Origin of the sequence: Nocardia sp. NBC_00881, assembly GCF_045207455.1 — a bacterium.
GTDB lineage: Bacteria > Actinomycetota > Actinomycetes > Mycobacteriales > Mycobacteriaceae > Nocardia.
The window spans coordinates 610510-631565 of the sequence record NZ_CP108798.1; the positions used below are offsets into that span (position 1 = coordinate 610510).

Genomic DNA, 21056 nt, shown 5'->3' on the forward strand with positions numbered 1-21056 from the left:
CTTACCGCGGAACCGCTTTGACGACGCGCGACTGTGGGAAGGTGAGCGGTGCCAGGTGTACGCCGTTCTGACCCCAGCCCGCACTGGTGATCCACCAGCGGACGTTGTCGTGCACCACCTCGGCGGCGTGCGCCGCGATATGGCCGACCTTGTCACCTATCCGGAAGCGGAACGGGCTGTCGCTACGAAACACGTCGGTGCCGACGTAGCACGGGCGCGGGCCGATGAACAGATACCACCAGCCGTCGTACCGCACCACGAACGGGGATTCGGTGTTGCCCGCCTCGGTGCCCCGGGTTGGATCCGTGTAGGCGATATGCCGGTTGCCCCAGTGCACGAGGTCGGTGCTGGTGCGGTAGGCGACGACGTGACGTCCCCCTGCGGGGGCGCTGGTCGCGCAGTAATACATCACCCACTGGTCGCCCACACGCGCCACCATCGGGTCGCGGGCGTCGTAGCCGTCTCGGAACAGTGGGCCGGTCTGGTGTCTCGTCCAATGGAACAGGTCGGTGGAGATAGCAAGGTTCAGCGCCGAGCCGGTGCGATCGGCGCCGCCTGCCGCGTAGAACATGTAGTACCGACGGTGCGCGCCGACCACGTACGGCGCCCACAGGTGCGTCTCCCCGTAGTCCCGGTCGACGCGTAGCGCGGGCGGGCGCTTTCGCCACGGCCCGCCTAGCCGCGCGGCTGTGGCATGGGCGAATTCGGTCTCGTCGTACGGGTCCGCGGGCTCAGGGTGGGTAATCCCGAACATGTGCCATCGCCCGTCGAGGTCACGCACGAGTGTGTGGTCGTTGATGTACCACGGTCGCTGCTCATCGGCGCTCGGGTCGTAGATTCTCGCGAACGCGCCTGCTCGAACCGCCTCGCGCGTCACCATACGTTCATGATGCCGCCGCGACCGCCCTGACGGTGCCGCCACGTGGATTTCGGTATGGCCAGGAAGGGCGGGCCGACGACGTGCCAGGCACCCCTGCGAACGGCATCGCAATGTATCCGCATTCGCTACTCCCGCTGCCGGAGTCGAAGCTGAACAGCCTCTGCTGAATGTCGTGTCCCTTGGCAAAAAGTCGACGCAGCGGATCCCTGCTACCGAGGTAGGTGCGGTGCGATGATCTCGGCCCGGTCCACACTTCCCGGACCCGCGAACCGACCGGCCGTCGTGGACTGGCAGGTGGTCGCTGTTTCCCGGGTGGTCTGACGGTGCAAGCCTCGGCGCTGTTGTATCGGGGACCTCGCCGGTTCGGGTCCGCTCGCGAACGGCCGCAGGCACCTCGAAACGATCTTGTGGTGGCCTGCATCACACTTGGACGGTCAGGCCGCCGTCCGGGCCGATCGCAAGCCTCTGACCTGCGAAATATCGCGCTGCGCAGGCGATTTGACGTACCGTTTTCCGCCGCGTAACTTATTCCAGGTCAGAGCGACACGGACACCGACCCGGAGCCGAGAAGCCCAGCGGAGACGCTGAGCGGAAGGATCGGGAAACGAGGTAGGACGAGGAGCGCCTGGCGTTCACACTGGTTCGAGCGGGATCCTGATTTTGTTCGGGTGATCGGGTTGAGCTAAGCTGGGTAGGTTGCCTCACTGATCAATCGGGTTTGAAATCCGGGTGATGGTGTGTGCGTGTGTTCTTTGAGAACTCAATAGTGTGTCGATGAATGTCAGTGCCAATTTTTATATTGGTTCCGGCCTTTCTTTCCCCCCGGTTGGAAGGTTGGACATTTTAGTCAACATTTTGTTGGCGTTTTGTTTTGCTGGGTTTTCGGACTCTGGTTCATACTTTTGATTGCACCTCTTCGGGGGTGTGGTTGTGAGTCTTCAACGGAGAGTTTGATCCTGGCTCAGGACGAACGCTGGCGGCGTGCTTAACACATGCAAGTCGAGCGGTAAGGCCCTTCGGGGTACACGAGCGGCGAACGGGTGAGTAACACGTGGGTGATCTGCCTCGTACTTCGGGATAAGCCTGGGAAACTGGGTCTAATACCGGATAGGACCTGCTGGTGCATGCTGGTGGGTGGAAAGATTTATCGGTGCGAGATGGGCCCGCGGCCTATCAGCTTGTTGGTGGGGTAACGGCTCACCAAGGCGACGACGGGTAGCCGACCTGAGAGGGTGACCGGCCACACTGGGACTGAGACACGGCCCAGACTCCTACGGGAGGCAGCAGTGGGGAATATTGCACAATGGGCGAAAGCCTGATGCAGCGACGCCGCGTGAGGGATGACGGCCTTCGGGTTGTAAACCTCTTTCGACAGGGACGAAGGGAAACTGACGGTACCTGTAGAAGAAGCACCGGCCAACTACGTGCCAGCAGCCGCGGTAATACGTAGGGTGCGAGCGTTGTCCGGAATTACTGGGCGTAAAGAGCTTGTAGGCGGTTTGTCGCGTCGTCTGTGAAAACTCACAGCTCAACTGTGAGCTTGCAGGCGATACGGGCAGACTTGAGTACTTCAGGGGAGACTGGAATTCCTGGTGTAGCGGTGAAATGCGCAGATATCAGGAGGAACACCGGTGGCGAAGGCGGGTCTCTGGGAAGTAACTGACGCTGAGAAGCGAAAGCGTGGGTAGCGAACAGGATTAGATACCCTGGTAGTCCACGCCGTAAACGGTGGGTACTAGGTGTGGGTTTCCTTCCACGGGATCCGTGCCGTAGCTAACGCATTAAGTACCCCGCCTGGGGAGTACGGCCGCAAGGCTAAAACTCAAAGGAATTGACGGGGGCCCGCACAAGCGGCGGAGCATGTGGATTAATTCGATGCAACGCGAAGAACCTTACCTGGGTTTGACATACACCGGAAACCTGCAGAGATGTAGGCCCCCTTGTGGTCGGTGTACAGGTGGTGCATGGCTGTCGTCAGCTCGTGTCGTGAGATGTTGGGTTAAGTCCCGCAACGAGCGCAACCCTTATCTTATGTTGCCAGCGCGTAATGGCGGGGACTCGTGAGAGACTGCCGGGGTCAACTCGGAGGAAGGTGGGGACGACGTCAAGTCATCATGCCCCTTATGTCCAGGGCTTCACACATGCTACAATGGCCGGTACAGAGGGCTGCGAGACCGTGAGGTGGAGCGAATCCCTTAAAGCCGGTCTCAGTTCGGATCGGGGTCTGCAACTCGACCCCGTGAAGTTGGAGTCGCTAGTAATCGCAGATCAGCAACGCTGCGGTGAATACGTTCCCGGGCCTTGTACACACCGCCCGTCACGTCATGAAAGTCGGTAACACCCGAAGCCGGTGGCCTAACCCCTTGTGGGAGGGAGCCGTCGAAGGTGGGATTGGCGATTGGGACGAAGTCGTAACAAGGTAGCCGTACCGGAAGGTGCGGCTGGATCACCTCCTTTCTAAGGAGCACTTCTGCACGGCACCCCGAAGAGTCGGGGATGGTAAACGCTGGTGCCAGAGACCGTTGAGTCCTCGTCTGTGGGACTGCGGATGCTCATGGGTGGAACGCTGACACTTTCCTCCGCGGTATCAACTGGTTTCGTGACTGGTTGGCGGTGGGATATATCGACACACTGTTGGGTCCTGAGAGAACACGCGAGTGTTTCTTTCTAGGCGAATACATGATCCGGTTCGGATGCTACGCAGACCGCACTCTTCGGGGTGGTCGTGGTGGTGGGTTCGTTCGAGTCGGGTGTGTTGTTTGAGAACTGCACAGTGGACGCGAGCATCTTTGTTTGTAAGTGTTTAAGAGCGTACGGTGGATGCCTTGGCACCAGGAGCCGATGAAGGACGTAGGAGGCTGCGATAAGCCTCGGGGAGCTGTCAACCGAGCTGAGATCCGAGGATGTCCGAATGGGGAAACCCAGCACGAGTGATGTCGTGTTACCCGCACCTGAATATATAGGGTGTGTGGAGGGAACGCGGGGAAGTGAAACATCTCAGTACCCGCAGGAAGAGAAAACAATTGTGATTCCGTGAGTAGTGGCGAGCGAAAGCGGATGAGGCTAAACCATGCGGATGTGATACCCGGCAGGGGTTGTCCGTGTGGTGTTGTGGGGCTCACTTTCTTGTCACTGCCGTGGCGAGCAACAGTCAGAAAGGTTCGTGTTAGTCGAAGTGGTCTGGAACGGCCTGTCGTAGAGGGTGAGAGTCCCGTAGACGAAAACACGTGCCCTGTTGTAGTGGGTGCCCGAGTAGCAGCGGGCCCGTGAAATCTGCTGTGAATCTGCCGGGACCACCCGGTAAGCCTGAATACTCCCTGGTGACCGATAGCGGACTAGTACCGTGAGGGAAAGGTGAAAAGTACCCCGGGAGGGGAGTGAAATAGTACCTGAAACCGTGCGCTTACAATCCGTCAAAGCCTTTGGGCAGTTGAGTCTGCCGGGGGTGATGGCGTGCCTTTTGAAGAATGAGCCTGCGAGTTAGTGGCATGTGGCGAGGTTAACCCGTGTGGGGTAGCCGTAGCGAAAGCGAGTCCGAATAGGGCGTTCCAGTCGCGTGTTCTAGACCCGAAGCGGAGTGATCTACCCATGGCCAGGGTGAAGCGACGGTAAGACGTCGTGGAGGCCCGAACCCACTTAGGTTGAAAACTGAGGGGATGAGTTGTGGGTAGGGGTGAAAGGCCAATCAAACTCCGTGATAGCTGGTTCTCCCCGAAATGCATTTAGGTGCAGCGTCACGTGTTTCACGCCGGAGGTAGAGCTACTGGATGGTCTAGGGGGCCTACAAGCTTACCGAAATCAGCCAAACTCCGAATGCCGGTGTGTGAGAGCGTGGCAGTGAGACTGCGGGGGATAAGCTTCGTAGTCGAGAGGGAAACAGCCCAGATCGCCGGCTAAGGCCCCTAAGCGTGTACTAAGTGGAAAAGGATGTGGGGTCGCGAAGACAACCAGGAGGTTGGCTTAGAAGCAGCCACCCTTGAAAGAGTGCGTAATAGCTCACTGGTCAAGTGATCCTGCGCCGACAATGTAGCGGGGCTCAAGTACACCGCCGAAGCCGCGGCACTCGAACAATACATCCGCATCCGACTCCGGTTGGGTGTGCAGTGGTTCGGGTGGGTAGGGGAGCGTCCTGCATCCAGGGAAGCCACGGAGTGATCCAGTGGTGGAGGGTGTGGGAGTGAGAATGCAGGCATGAGTAGCGAAAGACGAGTGAGAAACTCGTCCGCCGAATGACCAAGGGTTCCTGGGCCAGGTTAATCCGCCCAGGGTGAGTCGGGACCTAAGGCGAGGCCGACAGGCGTAGTCGATGGACAACGGGTTGATATTCCCGTACCCGTGTATCCGCGCCCATGATGAATCAGTTGTGCTAAGTGTCCAAAACCTCCGAGAAGACCTTCGGGTCTCGAGTGAGGGGCTGCACACGACCCCGGCTGGTAGTAGTCAAGCGATGGGGTGACGCAGGAAGGTAGCTGGGCCAGTCAGTGGTTGTACTGGTGTAAGCCTGTAGGGCGTTGTGTAGGCAAATCCGCACAACACGTGCCTGAGAGGTGATGCGTAGCCGATTGAGGTGAATTCAGTGATCCTATGCTGCCGAGAAAAGCCTCTAGTGAGTTGATACACGGCCCGTACCCCAAACCGACACAGGTGGTCAGGTAGAGAATACCGAGGCGATCGAGAGAACTGTGGTTAAGGAACTCGGCAAAATGCCCCCGTAACTTCGGGAGAAGGGGGACCACGTCTGGTGACGACCCTCGCGGTCCGAGCTGGGTGTGGTCGCAGAGACCAGAGAGAAGCGACTGTTTACTAAAAACACAGGTCCGTGCGAAGTCGTAAGACGATGTATACGGACTGACGCCTGCCCGGTGCCGGAAGGTTAAGAGGACCGGTTAGCGCCCTTCGGGGTGCGAAGCTGAGAATTTAAGCCCCGGTAAACGGCGGTGGTAACTATAACCATCCTAAGGTAGCGAAATTCCTTGTCGGGTAAGTTCCGACCTGCACGAATGGCGTAACGACTTCTCTGCTGTCTCAACCACAGACTCGGCGAAATTGCATTACGAGTAAAGATGCTCGTTACGCGCGGCAGGACGAAAAGACCCCGGGACCTTCACTATAGCTTGGTATTGGTGTTCGGTACGGTTTGTGTAGGATAGGTGGGAGACTACGAAGCGGGCACGCCAGTGTTCGTGGAGTCATCGTTGAAATACCACTCTGATCGTATTGGACTTCTAACCTCGGACCATGATCTGGTTCAGGGACAGTGCCTGGTGGGTAGTTTAACTGGGGCGGTTGCCTCCTAAAATGTAACGGAGGCGCCCAAAGGTTCCCTCAGCCTGGTTGGCAATCAGGTGTCGAGTGCAAGTGCACAAGGGAGCTTGACTGTGAGACAGACATGTCGAGCAGGGACGAAAGTCGGGACTAGTGATCCGGCACCGGCAAGTGGAAGCGGTGTCGCTCAACGGATAAAAGGTACCCCGGGGATAACAGGCTGATCTTCCCCAAGAGTCCATATCGACGGGATGGTTTGGCACCTCGATGTCGGCTCGTCGCATCCTGGGGCTGGAGTAGGTCCCAAGGGTTGGGCTGTTCGCCCATTAAAGCGGCACGCGAGCTGGGTTTAGAACGTCGTGAGACAGTTCGGTCTCTATCCGCCGCGCGCGTCAGAAACTTGAGGAAGGCTGTCCCTAGTACGAGAGGACCGGGACGGACGAACCTCTGGTGTGCCAGTTGTCCTGCCAAGGGCACCGCTGGTTAGCTACGTTCGGAAGGGATAACCGCTGAAAGCATCTAAGCGGGAAGCCTGTTCCAAGATGAGGTTTCTCACCACCATCGAGTGGTTAAGGCCCCCTACAGACCATAGGGTTGATAGGCCAGAACTGGAAGCACGGCAACGTGTGGAGGTGACTGGTACTAATAGGCCGAGGACTTACCAACAAAGAAGCTACGCGTCCACTGTGCAGTATCTGAAACAACACACAAACACCACACCACCCACCCCCAACAAGGTGAACAGTGTGGCGTGTGACAGTTTCACAGAGTTACGGCGGCCATAGCGGCAGGGAAACGCCCGGTCCCATTCCGAACCCGGAAGCTAAGCCTGCCAGCGCCGATGGTACTGCACTCGACAGGGTGTGGGAGAGTAGGACACCGCCGGAACATCCTTTCACGAAGGCCCTCGACACCGTCGAGGGCCTTCGGCATTTCCCAAGCGAAAACCATGTTTCGCAATTCTCGACGGAATTACTGTCGCGACAAGGTCGCTGTGGTTCTGTGCTAACCGACAGAGCCGAGCTGGCGCACGTCAGCCATTGCGCCTGCCCGCTGCCAGTACCGCGGTGACGTCACGTGCGGTCGCGAGGGTGGCCGAAATGAACTCGGCGCGTTCGCTTTTCGTCGTAGCGGCGCGCAGCGGGCCGAGCTGGATTTCGTAAGCGGCGCTGCCTGCCGCATCGAAGACAGGTGCCGCGAGATAGCTCAGGGGCAGCGGGTCGTCGGAATCCAGCTCCGCCCGGGTGAACGGCCGCGAGGTGAGTGCGGCCAGCTGGTGTAAGGCGCGGGCGCGCAGGTGCGGTTGCAGCAGCTGGGAGCCGACCGCGCCGAGTAGGTCGGCAAGTAGGTCGACCAACCCCGCGTCATCGGCGCGTGGACGGAAGACGGCAACGCCGCGGTCGCGGACGAGCGTGAGCAGCGAACCGGCGATTCGCCGGTCCGCGCCCGCAGCGGTGCCCAACCAGGTGTTCTGCTCGCTCGCCGAGCGCCATGGCATGACGCTCGCGCCTGCTGGGAACTGCAACGGAATGCGATGCCCTACCGGAATACCGGGGACGACACGGTCGACGCCGTGCCGAACATCGAGCACCGTGAGCCCATCGGGTCCGATCCGACTGAACGTCGCACCAGACCTGGTGCGGGCCGCTAGTGCTGCAAGTATCTCGCCGACACCGTTCGGAAGCATGGTGCCGTGCAGCCCGGCCAGAGCGGGGCCGATGCCGTAGCCGCGGGCCTGGTCGCGGATAACCCAACCGGCCGCATTCAACTCGACCAGGATCGCGGTCGCGGTCGCCCGCGCGATACCGAGCCGCTCGGCGATCCCTGCCACACTGATCGGCTCGCCGGAGGCGGCGAGCAGCGACACGATCTCGACGACGCGACGCGTCGGTGGCGAGGCGGATCCTTCCGGCATTGCGGCGACCCCTTGTCTCAGCTCTGGCTAGCGACCTACGATGACGAATATTAGATCCCGTGGTGTCGAATAGTCGACATCGCGGTGCGTAGGGAGCGCGCATGATTCTGGATCGGTTCCGGATCGACGGACAGGTCGCCATCGTCACGGGAGCAGGTCGCGGCCTTGGGGCGGCGATCGCCTTGGCGTTCGCGGAGGCGGGCGCGGACGTCGTCATCGCCGCACGCACCAAAAGCCAGCTGGAGGAGGTCGCCGAGCAGGTGGCGGCGACCGGACGGCAGGCCCACGTGGTGCCCGCGGACCTGAGTGATGTAGATGCCACGGCGGCCCTCGCGGCAACGGCGGTCGAACGCTTCGGGCGACTGGACATAGTGGTCAACAACGTGGGCGGGGCGCTGCCGTGCCAGTTGCTCGATACGACACCTCAGGCGCTGGCGGACGCGTTCAACTTCAACGTCGTCAACGCGCATGCCTTGGTCCGGGCCGCGGCGCCGCGTATGCTCGAAACCGCCGGTGGCGGCTCCATACTGAACATCACCTCAACCATGGGACGCCTGCCCGGTCGCGCGTTCGCTGCTTACGGCACCGCCAAGGCCGCCCTCGCTCACTACACCAAGCTTGCGGCGCTCGACCTGAATCCACGCATCCGGGTGAACGCGATCGCGCCCGGCTCGATCCTGACCTCCGCGCTCGAGATTGTCGCCGGCAACAAGGCGATGCGCACCGAACTGGAGGCCAAGACCCCGCTGCACCGCATCGGCGAACCCGATGACATCGCCGCGGCCGCCCTTTACCTCGTCTCGCCCGCCGGCAAGTACCTCACCGGCAAGATCCTCGAGCCCGACGGCGGCTTGATCATCCCTAACCTCGACCTGCCTATCCCGGACCTGTGACATGACTTGTCGTGTAGTGCAGTGGGGCACCGGCAATGTCGGCAGGCATGCGCTTGCCGGCGTCATCGCCAACCCCGACCTGGAATTGACCGGCGTGTGGGTATCCGGAGCCGCGAAAGACGGAATCGATGCGGGAATGCTCGCGGGACTGGGTCATTCGGTCGGTGTCGCCGCGACGACCGATGCCGATGCCTTGCTGGCGTCGCGTCCGGACTGCGTCGTCTACTGCTCGATGACCGACAACCGCCTGTTCGAGGCCGTGCAGGATCTGCGGCGCATCCTCGCCGCGGGAATCAACGTCGTCGCCTGCGCGCCGGTCTTCTTCCAGTACCCCTACGGTGTGCTTCCGGACGACCTGCTCAATCCGGTGCGGGAGGCGGCTGCGCAGGGCGATTCGTCGCTGTGGGTGAACGGCATCGACCCGGGTTTCGCCAACGACCTGCTGCCGCTCGCCCTCGCGGGCACCTGTCTGCGCGTCGATCAGCTGCGTTGCATGGAGATCGTCGACTACGCCAGCTACGACAACCGCGAGGTGATGTTCGACATCATGGGCTTCGGCAAGCCGGTCGACGACATCCCGATGCTGTTACAGCCCGGCGTGCTCGCACTGGCCTGGGGCGGCACGGTCCGTCAGCTTGCGGCGGGAATCGGCGTCACGCTCGATGCCGTCACGGAGACCTACGAGCGGATTCCCGCGCGGGAGCCGTTCGACATCGCCACCGGGCACATTGCTGAAGGCACCGCCGCCGCATTGCGTTTCGAGGTTCGTGGCATGGTCGGCGATGTCCCCGTCACGGTGCTCGAGCATGTCACCAGGCTGCGCCACGACCTGTGCCCCGACTGGCCGCAGCCTGCCCACCCAGCGGGTTCCTACCGGGTCGAGCTCACGGGTGAACCAAGCTACGCATTGGATCTGGTGACCTCGAGCCGCAACGGCGATCACAACTACGCGACACTGCTCGCCACCGGCATGCGCATTGTCAATGCCGTTCCCGCCGTAGTCGCTGCGCCGGCGGGCATACTCACCGCGCTCGACCTGCCGCTGATTACCGGCCCCGCGGCACGGCCGCCCACTTGATCCGGATGAGGACGTGCGGCGCAACGCGCGCCGCGTACGGCGCCGTTCGAACGCTGGATCCGGATGAGGCGGTGCGGGCGCGACCGGAGCACGACCGGACGGCCGCGTTCGAGCATGATCTAGGAGAGGTCGGGCGGCGCGATGTCGTGCGTCGCGGACTTCGCAGACTCGGACGCGGATGGCCGCCCGCGTCGCTCGAGTGTGCTTACGTGGCGCGCAGCGCTGCCAGTGCCCGCTCGACATCCGTGTCGCTGTTGTAGAGATGGAAGGCGAACCGCAGGCCACCCGCGCGGGCCGAGGCGATCACCTGTGCCGTTTCCAGGCGGGGTGCCGCATCGCCGGCGCCGGGAACGACGACGATGGCGGAGCTGGCTTCGACGGGTTTGAAACCGAGTTCGCGCAGTCGATCGCGGAACCGGTCGGCCAGCTCGATGTTGTGCGCGCCGATCTTCTCGACCGTCAGTTCCTCGATCAATGACAGGCCCGCCGTCGCGGCGATGACGCCGAGCCAATCCGGCGTCGCGTCCAGGCGCCGTGCGGTAGTCGGCAGTGCGACGGGATTGTAGAGCTCAGCCCAGCGATCCTCCGCGGCATACCAGCTGGATCCGACCGGTCGCAGCTGGGCGGCGAACTCGGGCGCCGCGGCGAAGAACGCGACGCTGCGCGCGCCGACGAGCCATTTGAACGAGGCGCACACCCAGTAGTCCGCGTCGGCGAAGCGCAACGGCAGCCAGCCCGCGGCCTGGCTGACGTCGACCAGCAGCCGGGTGCCGTTGGCTCGGGTCGTCGCGCGCAGTTCGGCCAGGTCGATGATGCGTCCGTCCGCGGACTGGACCACGCTCACCGCCACCAGCGCGGTCTCCGGCCGGACCTGCGCGGCCAACTCGTCCAGCGGGGCGAATCGCACGACGAGGTCGCCGCGGTACACGAAAGGCATGGAGACCGAGGAGAATTCGCCCTCGGCAAGCAGCACCTCGGCGCCCGGCGGCAGTGTGGCGGCCACCGGGGCGATGAGCCCGGCGACTCCGCCGGCGAGCGCGATGTCATCGGGCGTCGCGCCGTCGAGCAGGCGGGCGAACCCCGCGCGCAGTTCGGGCACCAGCTGATCGAGTTCCGTCGGGCCGCCGCGGCCCGCCGCCCAGGTCGCGCTGGCGTCGCGGACCGCGGTCAGTGCTCGCGTGGACGGCAGTCCGTAGGAGGCCGTGTTCAGATAGGTGGTCTCTGGCGTGAATTCGTGCGGCGCTAGGGAGGACATATCCGCAGCCTCCGCCGCGATTCCCGGTGCCGTCCAGCGCCACTGGACGAATAGTGGACCGATTCTCCGGCGCAGACCCGCGTCGATACGCTCGCGCCGCCTTCCGGCCATCCGTTGGCGAGCTCGACTTAGCCGAGCGCAGGTTGGCCGGCATTTGCCGGGTATCGTCGAGATATCCAGGCGACGGCCTAGGACGGCAATCTACTTCTTGGACGCCCACATGTTGGATAACAGCTGGAAGCTAGGTGTATCGGACAGCGACTGCATAGATTCATAGACGCGCTGGTAGCCGGTCGAGGTGATGCGCCATTGGCCATCGATGTCGCGGCGGTAGGTGTCGGTGTAGTAACCGGCGCCGCGGATCAGGACGCCGTACTGCATTGCGATCACCGTATCTTCGAAAGCCCATGTTCCCTTGGCGGTTTCGCCATCGACGCTGATCTCCGGATGGTTGGCGATGTGGACGGTGACGACCGAGGGGCCGAGATTTTCCCGCATGAACGCGGTGATGGCGTCACGGCCGTCCAGGTTCAGGGGCTCGCCGAGCGCATGGGTGCCATAGCGGCCCGTCGCGTCGATGGTGAGGGTGTCGCCGAACTCGTCCCACCGTTTGAGGTCGAGGGTTCGGAAGTAGCGGTATTTCAGCTGGCGGACGGCTTCCATGGCGTCGAGATCCATCTGTCGAGGGTGGCACGTAGGGGCTCGCAAGACAAGAACGTGTTCTATTTATGGCCTACGGTGCGTGCCTTGAAGGGCAATCGGCGCGCCGGCTCGGCCGCACGGCACACCAGCTCGACACATTCGGTGGACATGATCCGGTGGTGCGGCCCGGATAATTCCTGGCGCGATGCGGTGCTTCGGCGGTGTCGAACGCGGTCGGTCGGGTACCCGATCGTGGGGCGTGCGGTCGTTCGGCCGCGAAGGCGCCGCCAGCACCGATTCGTCACGACCGGGGAGTCTGCGATGACCGACCGTCCTGCCGCCCGCGATCCACACCGTGAGCCCGCCATAGACCAAAAACTCGCCCTGAAAGCGGCGGCCGATCGCTTGGAGGATGAATTCGACGGGGTTGTCAGCGAAGAGGCCGTGGAGGATTTCCTGCACTCCTCGTACGATCATTTCGCCGACCACGCGACTGTTGCCAACTTCCTGCCGCTGCTCGCCGAGCGCTACACCCGCGAGTGGCTGAAGGCGCTGGTCGACTCCCAGCGTTCTGGCCAGCGGTCCGGGTAGAGGGGTGAGCGTCGCTGTGCGGCGGCGTCGACACACCCACGCGGGCGAGCATCGCCCCCCGCAGTCCGGTGCGTCGCGATCGGACGAAACCACGTGGGAACATCCGTAGCCGGGCTTTGTTGTTTACGGCATTTCCGAACGGGGCATTGTGGTGGGACGGCACAAGCGGGCAGGCCGGAAACGTACATACTGGTCGAATTGCTTCTAAGCTCTAGGCGAGCGCGCAGTGTGGAGGTGAGCATGACGGTCGAGGTGGTGACCCATCTCGAGTCCGGAGAGTTGTGGACTGGATCGGGACACGCGGCCACACGGCCCGCGCAGCCCCCGGTGTCGATGATCGAGCGAATGACGTTGATACTGGACGCTTTCGATGGCGCGACGCCCACCCTCACCCTCCTAGGCCTCGCCGAACGCACCGGGCTGCCGCGGTCTACGGTGCACCGCATCCTCGACCAGATGATCCGACTGCGCTGGCTCGCACACACGCCCGGCGGCTACCGGCTCGGCATGCGCACGCTCGAGTTGGGCGGACTTGCCGCCGGCCACAACGAGATTCGTGACGTGGTGAGTCCGATGCTGTACGACCTCTGTCAACGAACCGGCATGGTCGGCCACCTCGGCGTCCTGGACGGGCGCGAGGTGCTGTACCTGGACAAGGCTGGTGGCCGGTGCGCAGCGACCGTTCCCACTCGGCTCGGCGGCCGGATGCCCGCGCACAGCACGGCACTCGGCAAAGCGCTGCTCGCCTCGCTCGAACCGAGCATCGTCGAGGTGTCTTTCCGGGACCGGATCCCGCAACTCACCCCGCGTACCATTTGCGATCGCACCGAACTGCATCGCGAGCTGATGCGTATCCGCCATCGGCAGGGTGTCGCGGTCGACAACGAGGAGTCCGTCCCCGGCATCGGGTGCGTCGCTGTGCCGATTCGTGGGCGCAGCGTTGCGGTGGCCGCTCTGTCGCTGTCGGGCCAGATCGGCGGTGAACGTACGGTGTTGGACACCGCGCGTCTCGGCCGCCTGCTGGTGGAGGCCGCCGACGAGGCTGGACGTTCGCTGTTCCCGCGTCACGAGCGCTCGCGCTAATTTATTCGGTAATCGGCTGCAGTATAGAAGGATTCGTTGTATCGGCCAGTTCCATCGAAATCCGGACCGCGCGCTTCCGGCAGCCCTTGGAGGGGTGCTGGTGTTTGTTCCGTCGCGGCACGGGTAAGCGACGAGGGTTGCACCAGAAGGAGGTCGGAGGATGACAGCGGATGATGGCATCGGGCAGTTACGCAGCGTCGTACTGGATTGTCCCGAGCCGCGCGAGCTCGCGAAGTTCTATCGTGGACTGCTCGGCGCCGAACTGCTCGACGGCAACGACGACGACTGGGTCGTCCTCATCGACGAGTCGGGCCGGCGGATCGCGTTCCAGACGGCGCCGGAGTACAAGCCGCCGCGCTTCCCGGATCCCCACGCGTCGCAGCAGATCCACTTCGACATTTTGGTCGACGACATCGAAGTGGCCCAGGCCAAGGCGATCGCTTTGGGTGCGACTCCGGTCCAGCTGGACACCGACGGCGCCTTCCGCGTCTATGCGGATCCGGTAGGACACACCTTCTGTCTTGTCTGGCTGCCCGACGAGTGACGATCGGCGATCGCTGTGACCTATTGCGGTCGCTGTCCGCCGAATCCAACCGCTACTATCCGATGCGCTCCAGAAGCCAGCGCGGCCCGACTGTGTGTGCCTCGAGCGCCTCGACGCGATCGCGCAGTCCGCGATCTGCGGTCACGACAGTGATCAAACGGTCGCTGTCCTCCTCGACGGCTGTCGCTACCACGCCAACGATTGCGTCATCTCCCGAACCGTCCGCCAGCACGATACGTAGGCTTTCGAACTCCGGATTCGTCTCGTCAGCAACCGCGGCCTTCGCCGCACCCTCGAGCACGACAACCACCTCGGCCGGGAGCTCCAAGCGCTCATCCAGCCTCGTCATCTTCACGAGCAATCGCCCAGCCGCACCGGTACGGTCGCGCCACCAACCATCGGGCCGTGAGCCGACGACATTCGCCGCATCGACCACAATCAGCTGAACCCTGTCATCCGTCACACCCTCAGTCTCCTCCCTCCGGAACGACAGCTGAGCTGAGAATGGCATCGACTCAGCGCCGGCCAACGCTGTGGGGACGTGACCGCCGCTGGCCTTCTGGCGGCAACGACGCCGTCGCCGAGCGCCATGGCCGAGGTTGGACACCCTTTTTGTCGAATCACCGATATGACCCGTCATTTTGTGTTCTGCTCGAATAGTGAGCCAAGTCCACTTGGGGCACATTTATCACATTGCCGGGCGTCCCGTTGCCGACGATGCGGCTGATGCTCTGGTCTCTGTGCCGGACGGCGCTTTGGCAATCGGTGACGACGGTCGGATCGGCTACTGTGGTAGTCGCGACGAGGTCCCGTCCGACTACCGCGACGGAAAGGCATTCGATCACCGTCCAGGCTTTCTTCTTCCTGGTTTCGTCGACACCCATGTTCATTTTCCGCAGACCTTCGCCGGCGACGCGTACGGCGGTGGTCAACTGCTGGATTGGCTCAATCTCTGCATCTACCCCGCGGAATCTCGGTATGGCGAACCCGACTTCGCGCAGCAGGCGGCAGTCGAATTCTGCGCGCGACGTATCGCGGCGGGAACAACCGCGGCGATGGTCTTCGGGTCGGCCTTTCCGCACGCGCAAGACGCGTTGTTCACCGAGACGCTACGGCACGGTTTGCGGATGGTCAGCGGCCGCGGTATCCAGACGACGGGAGAGGAATCTGCGGCGCCCCTGATCACCTCCGAGGAAGACGCCCTCAGGTTGACGAGGGAGGAGATCGATAAATGGCATGCCGCCGATACCGGTGACGTCGACACGGCACTCTTGCATGTGGCTGTCATTCCTCGCTTTTCGCTATCGGTGACGCGTGAGACACTGAAGAACCTTGGTGAACTATATGATTCGGTGCGCGACCGCGGCGTCTATTTCCACAGCCACCTCAACGAGAACAATCGCCCTGGAACCGGTGAGGTCGAAACCACCAAGCAGGTCTACCGAGTCGATGCGTACCTCGACACCTACGACGGGAAGTTCCTGGCAGGCTCGGCCGAGGGTGGCAAGAGCCTGCTCGGTCGGCGCAGCATCCTCGCGCATTGCGTGCACTGTCAAGACATCGAACTCCAGCGGATGGCGGAGACCGGCACTTCGGTCGCACACTGTCCTGTATCGCAACAGTTTCTGGGATCCGGCACGATGCCGTGGAAACGAACGATCGCGTCGGGAGTCAACGTGGCCGCGGGAACCGACTTCGGCGGGGGCGACGAATGGCTGATCCCGCAGGTGTTGTCGGCCGCGTTCAAGGTCCATATCTCCGAGCCGGGTGACGACGGTGTGTCGATGCACCCGGCGGAAATGTTGTTCACCGGTACGCTGGCCGGCGCGCGCGCTCTCGACATGGAAAGTCGATTCGGGAATTTCGACCTCGGCAAGGAAGCCGATTTCATCGTCGTCGAACCGGCACGCTGGCCGGCGTCGGCGGCTGCGTTGGCGCGGGGGATTCGTTCCGAGGACCCCACATCAGCGCGGGATCAGACGCTGTTCGCACTGCTGATGGGTATGCGCGAGCCCGCGATCTCGGAGGTCTACGTGCGGGGCCATCGCATCGACGGCGTCTAGAGGCATGCCGATGACAGCTACCGCAACCGCCGTAACCGTCTTTCACCATCCGTCGGACCGCGCGGGATTTCATGCTTGGCTGGCGCGGATGACCGAAATTGCCGAAGCCGCAGAGGGATTCGTGGATTCATCCGTTGCGGTGCGTAATGGTCCGGAGCTCGAATCGGGTTTCAGTGTCACTTTCCGATCCGAACGGGCAGTGCACGATTTTTTGGACTCGACCGACAGGGCGCGCTTGCTGGTCGAAGGCGAGTCGCTTGGGTTTCGACGCAAGAGTGCGGACCTGATAATCGTCGAAGGTGGATTGCCGCCTGCGGGGATCGGCGTGTTTCGGCACAGCGTCGCCCGCGGAAAGGAAGACGAATTCGCGGCGACGGAATCGCGCTTGGTCGCGTCGAGTTCTACTTTTTCCGGATTCGAGGGCGCCGCCCTTTTTCCCATGAGCGAAGCCGGGCAATGGCTTTCGGTGCTCCGATTCCGAACGGGACATCAACTGTCGGATTGGATGCACTCGGAGGAACGCGCCGCCGTCCTGCCGGAATTGCGCTCGGAGTTGACCGAGGATTTCACGGTCGATGCCCACACCACACCGTTCGGGTCCACGCTCCGAACAGTCGACGGCGAGACCCGAATCACGCCGACGTGGAAGATCGCCATGTTGGTGCTGTTGGTGCTATATCCGACGGTGATGACATTGTCGAGGTTTCTCGGCCCGGTGCTGGACGAGATCGGAGCGGAGCCGTGGTTGGCGATGTGGCTGAGCCAGATCGTCAGCGTCGCATTGATGAGTTGGTTCTTGTCGCCCGCGGTCGCAGCATGCTTCCGGCGGTGGCTCGATCCGATCGATGGTGCGGGGTGGCGAATCAGTGCCGTCGGAGCCGCGGTGGTTGTTGTGGTCTACGCCCTGACGCTGCTGTTGTTCGCGTCCGTGCAGTGGCTGCAGTACTGGGATTACAACTGACGCGGGCTTGCTTCGGTACGCAACGCAGACTTGCCCTCGCCGCGGTGTGACCGTAGCGGTCAGGCGAGTTTCGCGGCCAGCGCCCGCCCGGCGGCTCGGCCGGAGAAGATGCAGCCGCCGAGGAAGGTGCCCTCCAGGGCGTTGTAGCCGTGCACGCCGCCGCCGCCGAATCCGGCGACCTCGCCTGCGGCGTACAGGCCGGGGAACGCGGTGCCGTCCGGCCTGATCACCTGGGAGTCCAGGTTGGTTTGCAAGCCGCCCAGGGTTTTCCGGGTCAGGATGTTGAGCCGGACCGCGATCAGCGGACCGGCTGTCGGATCGAGGATGCGGTGTGGTTTGGCGACCCGACCCGCCTTGTCGCCGATATACCGGCGGGCGTTGGTGATCGCCATCAGCTGGCCGTCCTTGGTGTACTTGTTGGCCAGTTCCCTATCCCGGGCGACTATCTGGCGTTCCAGGTCGTCGTAGTCGAGCCGGGGGAGGTGCCCGTCGATCCCGGCCCGCCCGATCTTGTTCATGCCGTCGACCAGCTCACGCAGCGTGTCCGCGACGACGAAGTCGACACCGTGGCGCTTGAACGCCTCCACCGGGCCCGGCGCGCCTTTGGCGACCCGGCTCTTCAGCGTCAACGTGAGGTCCTTACCGGTGATGTCCGGGTTCTGCTCCGAGCCCGACAGTGCGAACTCCTTCTCGATGATCGACTGTGTGAGCACGAACCAGGAGTAGTCGTAGCCGGACTTCAGGATCTCCTTCATCGTGGTGTTGGTGTCGAATCCGGGGAAACAGGGTGCGGGCAGCCGCTTTCCGTTCGCGTCGAACCACAGTGAGGACGGGCCCGGGATGATCCGGATTGCGTGGTCGGGCCAGATCGGGTCCCAGTTGACGATGCCCTCGGTGTAGTGCCACATGCGATCCCGGTTGACGATAGCGCCGCCCGCCGTCTCGGTGATACCCAGCATCCGTCCGTCTACGTGGGCGGGCACACCGGAGATCATCGTTTCCGGGCACGGGCCGAGCCGCGCTGTCGGCCAGTTGCGGCGGATCAGCTCGTGGTTGTGGCCGATCCCGCCGGATGACACGATCACCGCCTTCGCGCGGAACTCGAAGTCGCCCACCTTGTTTCGGGACGAAGCCTTGCCGCGTTCGAGATCGGTGTCCTCCAGAACGGTGCCGCGCACGCCGACCACCGCGTCGTTCTCTACGATCAGCTCGTCCACCTGGTGGCGGAAGCTGAAGCCGACCAGCCCGCGCCGCTCGCCCTCGAGCACCGGCTCGGCGAACACCCGAACCACCTCGGGGCCGGTGCCCCAGGTGAGGTGGAAGCGCGGCACCGAGTTGCCGTGTCCGTCCGCGAATCCGCCGCCGCGCTCGGCCCAGCCGACCAGCGGTGTCACGCGCAAGCCGAGGTCCCGCAGATAGTCGCGCTTCTCGGTGGCGGCGAACCGCACGTATGCCTGCGCCCACTGCCGCGCCCACAGGTCCTCGTCATCGCGGTCGAATCCGGCAGAGCCGAGCCAGTCCTGCAACGCGAGATCGTAAGAATCCTTGATGCCGAGGCGGCGTTGCTCGGGGCTGTCGACGAAGAACAGCCCGCCGAGCGACCAGTACGCCTGACCGCCGAGATTGTTGCGGTTCTCCTGATCGAGCACATGGACGGTGTGGCCGGCCTTGACCAACTCGTGCGTGGCGACCAGGCCGGCCAGCCCGGCGCCGACGATGATGACGTCCGCGTTCTGTGCCACATCGGGACTGCTGTGGGGCATGTTCATCCTTCGGTTGCGGTGCTGTAGGCCAGCACGATGTGGTGGAAGAGTTCGGTGCGCCGCCTGCGGACGACGCGGCTGTCCGGCTCCATCAGGACCTGCACGCTGGTGCCGTCGTGGACGGCGATGAGCGCCTGGCCGAACGCGTCCGGGTCCGGCACGGTGCGCCCGCCTCGGCCGAGCGCGGCGACGATCGTCGGCATGAGGGCCGCGACGATCGCCTCCTCTCGTGCGGCCATCACCTGACGCAGGGCGGGTGTGCGCAGGGCGTGCGCGGTGAACTCCGCTGTGATCCGGTACCAGCCGTCCTCGACCGGGACTGCCCGCTCCAGCCGTTCGATCGCTGTGCGGACATCGTCGGCGCCCTGGGCTGCGATGTCATCGAGGATGGTGCCGGCGTCGGCGAGCATAACCGCCGAGCGTTGTTCCCACATGGCCAGAAACAGCTCGTCCAGCGAGCTGAAGTTGGAGTAGAACGCGCCACGGGTGAATCCGGCCCGTTCGCATACCCGCTCGACGGTAGCACGACCGAACCCCTCATCGGCGAAAGCCTCGTAGGCGGCGGTGAGCAGCCGATTCCGGGTCTCGCTGCGGCGGCGGGTGACCCGGGTGGGTGCAGCCTGCGCGGCATCGGACGCCACCGTGCACCTCCTTGGATCGGGCTGATCGCAGCAATCAGATTCACGGCCATCAGATACATAAGTGTATTCAATACGAAAATGTATCAGAGTTGGGTGCCGCGACAGTGCGAGACCGCCGAGTAAGGTGGGCTGGGCGCCCGGCCCTCGTCGGGATGTCCCGTCCGTGTCGAGTCGATCGGTGCGAGGTGATCCGATGAGCGAGGTGCCGGGCGGAACGACGTCGATGCTCTGCTGGCAGGTGCGCAGACCGGGCCCGATCGATAGCGGGCCGATGGACAAGGTGCGCACGGCCGTTCCAGAACCGGCACCGGGCGAGCTGCTGGTGCGCGTGCTCGCCTGCGGCGTGTGCCGGACCGACCTGCATGTAGCGGAGGGAGACCTTCCGGTGCACCGTGCGGGTGTGGTGCCTGGGCATGAGGTCGTCGGTGAAGTGATCGCGCTCGAGTCGGCGACCGCGGGGGAGGGGTTCGCGGTCGGGGATCGGGTCGGCATCGCCTGGCTGCGGCACACCTGCGGGGTGTGTAAGTTCTGTCTGCGCGGTGCCGAAAACCTTTGTCCGCGTTCGTCCTACACGGGCTGGGATGCTGACGGTGGGTACGCCGAATTCGCCTGTGTGCCCGTCGCGTACGCGCTGCGCCTACCTGATGGCTACTCCGATGCCGACACCGCGCCGTTGCTGTGCGCGGGCATCATCGGATACCGGGCATTGCGGCGGGCAAGTCTGCCGCCTGCCGGACGACTCGGGATCTACGGCTTCGGCGGCAGCGCCCACATCGCGGCCCAGATCGCGTCCGCGCAGGGGGCTGAGGTGCACGTGATGACGCGCGACGCCGCGGCACGCGAGCTGGCGACCGCGCTGGGTGCGGCCTCGGTACAGGGTGCCGCCGATCCGCCTCCGGTGCGGTTGGATGCGGCGATCTTGTTCGCGCCGGTCGGCGACCTGGTGCTCCCCGCACTGGAGGCGCTCGATCGCGGCGGCGTCCTGGCCATCGCGGGTATTCATCTCAGTGACATCCCGTCACTGAACTACCAGCGGCATCTATTCCAGGAGCGAGAGATTCGCTCCGTAACCGCCAACACTCGCGTCGACGCCCAGGAATTCCTCGAGCTCGCGGGCGAACACCGGATACACCTCACCACGCGTGGGTACTCCCTCGATACAGCCGATCGCGCGCTGAACGACCTAGCACACGGAAGGTTTACTGGCGCAGCGGTTCTCGTTCCATAGGAAAAGCGCCGAAGGAGACGATTCGGCCAGAGTGCTGTTGTCGGGTGCCTGGCCCACCGAGCTACGCCCAGTCGGATTCGCGGCCCGCTGTTCTTGTCGGAATCACGCCGCACCGGGGAGAGTCTTCGGCGTTGTGGACTGGTCGAAGGTGGTGCGGTGGATCGCGCTAACCGCAGAGCTGCCGCTTCTCCACGCACATGATCCGGCAGTGTCCGATCGACCGGCCCGCATGGGCTGGGAGTTGCACGCCATCG

General features: G+C 63.5%; 15 protein-coding genes and 3 rRNA genes. 11 read left to right on the forward strand and 7 right to left on the reverse strand.

What is annotated here, in order from left to right:
- Position 1: 1 nt before the first annotated feature.
- Positions 2 to 880: a glycosyl hydrolase family 32 gene (locus OH799_RS02275; protein WP_406275020.1), complete on the reverse strand. Its 879-nt coding sequence runs from the start codon at positions 878 to 880 to the stop codon at positions 2 to 4.
- A gap of 938 nt (positions 881 to 1818) precedes the next feature.
- On the opposite strand from OH799_RS02275, the gene OH799_RS02280 reads away from it, so the two are divergent.
- The 3 genes from OH799_RS02280 (at position 1819) to rrf (ending at position 7033) form a co-directional block, all read left to right on the forward strand.
- Positions 1819 to 3337: ribosomal RNA gene (locus tag OH799_RS02280) — 16S ribosomal RNA — on the forward strand.
- Positions 3338 to 3673: 336 nt separating this feature from the next.
- Positions 3674 to 6811, forward strand: a 23S ribosomal RNA gene (locus OH799_RS02285).
- Between the two features lie 105 nt (positions 6812 to 6916).
- Positions 6917 to 7033: ribosomal RNA gene (gene rrf, locus OH799_RS02290) — 5S ribosomal RNA — on the forward strand.
- Together the 16S, 23S and 5S rRNA genes form the textbook arrangement of a ribosomal RNA operon.
- Positions 7034 to 7178: 145 nt before the next feature.
- Here rrf and OH799_RS02295 read toward each other — a convergent pair.
- Positions 7179 to 8060 carry a helix-turn-helix domain-containing protein gene (locus tag OH799_RS02295; protein ID WP_406275023.1) on the reverse strand — a complete coding sequence of 294 codons (882 nt, stop codon included), beginning with the start codon at positions 8058 to 8060 and terminating at the stop codon, positions 7179 to 7181.
- Between the two features lie 101 nt (positions 8061 to 8161).
- Between OH799_RS02295 and OH799_RS02300 the strand changes: the two genes are divergently transcribed.
- On the forward strand, positions 8162 to 8953 hold the full coding sequence (locus OH799_RS02300; protein WP_406275026.1) for an SDR family oxidoreductase: 792 nt from the start codon (positions 8162 to 8164) through the stop codon (positions 8951 to 8953).
- Between the two features lies 1 nt (position 8954).
- Positions 8955 to 10031, forward strand: a complete 1077-nt coding sequence (locus tag OH799_RS02305; protein ID WP_406275029.1) for a diacylglycerol kinase — start codon at positions 8955 to 8957, stop codon at positions 10029 to 10031.
- 205 nt (positions 10032 to 10236) lie between these two features.
- On the opposite strand, the gene OH799_RS02310 is transcribed toward OH799_RS02305, so the two are convergent.
- Positions 10237 to 11286, reverse strand: coding sequence for an aminotransferase class V-fold PLP-dependent enzyme (locus tag OH799_RS02310; protein WP_406275032.1), 1050 nt, complete (start codon positions 11284 to 11286; stop codon positions 10237 to 10239).
- Positions 11287 to 11487: 201 nt separating this feature from the next.
- On the reverse strand, positions 11488 to 11964 hold the full coding sequence (locus OH799_RS02315; RefSeq protein WP_406275035.1) for a nuclear transport factor 2 family protein: 477 nt from the start codon (positions 11962 to 11964) through the stop codon (positions 11488 to 11490).
- Between the two features lie 285 nt (positions 11965 to 12249).
- On the opposite strand from OH799_RS02315, the gene OH799_RS02320 reads away from it, so the two are divergent.
- From OH799_RS02320 to OH799_RS02330, 3 genes are all read left to right on the forward strand, one after another.
- Positions 12250 to 12519, forward strand: coding sequence for a three-helix bundle dimerization domain-containing protein (locus OH799_RS02320; RefSeq protein ID WP_406275038.1), 270 nt, complete (start codon positions 12250 to 12252; stop codon positions 12517 to 12519).
- Between the two features lie 240 nt (positions 12520 to 12759).
- On the forward strand, positions 12760 to 13602 hold the full coding sequence (locus OH799_RS02325) for an IclR family transcriptional regulator (RefSeq protein ID WP_406275041.1): 843 nt from the start codon (positions 12760 to 12762) through the stop codon (positions 13600 to 13602).
- 160 nt (positions 13603 to 13762) lie between these two features.
- Positions 13763 to 14146, forward strand: coding sequence for a VOC family protein (locus OH799_RS02330; protein ID WP_406275044.1), 384 nt, complete (start codon positions 13763 to 13765; stop codon positions 14144 to 14146).
- A gap of 55 nt (positions 14147 to 14201) precedes the next feature.
- Here OH799_RS02330 and OH799_RS02335 read toward each other — a convergent pair whose 3' ends face one another.
- Positions 14202 to 14609 carry a hypothetical protein gene (locus tag OH799_RS02335; RefSeq protein WP_406275047.1) on the reverse strand — a complete coding sequence of 136 codons (408 nt, stop codon included), beginning with the start codon at positions 14607 to 14609 and terminating at the stop codon, positions 14202 to 14204.
- A gap of 196 nt (positions 14610 to 14805) precedes the next feature.
- Between OH799_RS02335 and OH799_RS02340 the strand changes: the two genes are divergently transcribed.
- Positions 14806 to 16209: an amidohydrolase family protein gene (locus tag OH799_RS02340; protein ID WP_406275050.1), complete on the forward strand. Its 1404-nt coding sequence runs from the start codon at positions 14806 to 14808 to the stop codon at positions 16207 to 16209.
- Between the two features lie 10 nt (positions 16210 to 16219).
- Complete coding sequence (locus OH799_RS02345) at positions 16220 to 17170, forward strand: antibiotic biosynthesis monooxygenase (RefSeq protein WP_406275053.1); 951 nt, start codon at positions 16220 to 16222, stop codon at positions 17168 to 17170.
- A 59-nt stretch (positions 17171 to 17229) separates the two neighbouring features.
- Here the strand turns inward: OH799_RS02345 and OH799_RS02350 are convergent, their stop codons facing one another.
- Both OH799_RS02350 and OH799_RS02355 read right to left on the reverse strand, forming a co-directional pair.
- Positions 17230 to 18933, reverse strand: coding sequence for an FAD-binding dehydrogenase (locus OH799_RS02350; protein WP_406275056.1), 1704 nt, complete (start codon positions 18931 to 18933; stop codon positions 17230 to 17232).
- Between the two features lie 2 nt (positions 18934 to 18935).
- A complete protein-coding gene (locus OH799_RS02355) occupies positions 18936 to 19574 on the reverse strand; it encodes a TetR/AcrR family transcriptional regulator (protein WP_406275059.1) in 639 nt (212 codons plus the stop codon).
- A gap of 223 nt (positions 19575 to 19797) precedes the next feature.
- Here OH799_RS02355 and OH799_RS02360 point away from each other — a divergent pair, with 223 nt between their 5' ends.
- Positions 19798 to 20802 carry a zinc-binding alcohol dehydrogenase family protein gene (locus OH799_RS02360; RefSeq protein ID WP_406281724.1) on the forward strand — a complete coding sequence of 335 codons (1005 nt, stop codon included), beginning with the start codon at positions 19798 to 19800 and terminating at the stop codon, positions 20800 to 20802.
- The last annotated feature ends 254 nt before the right edge of the window (positions 20803 to 21056 follow it).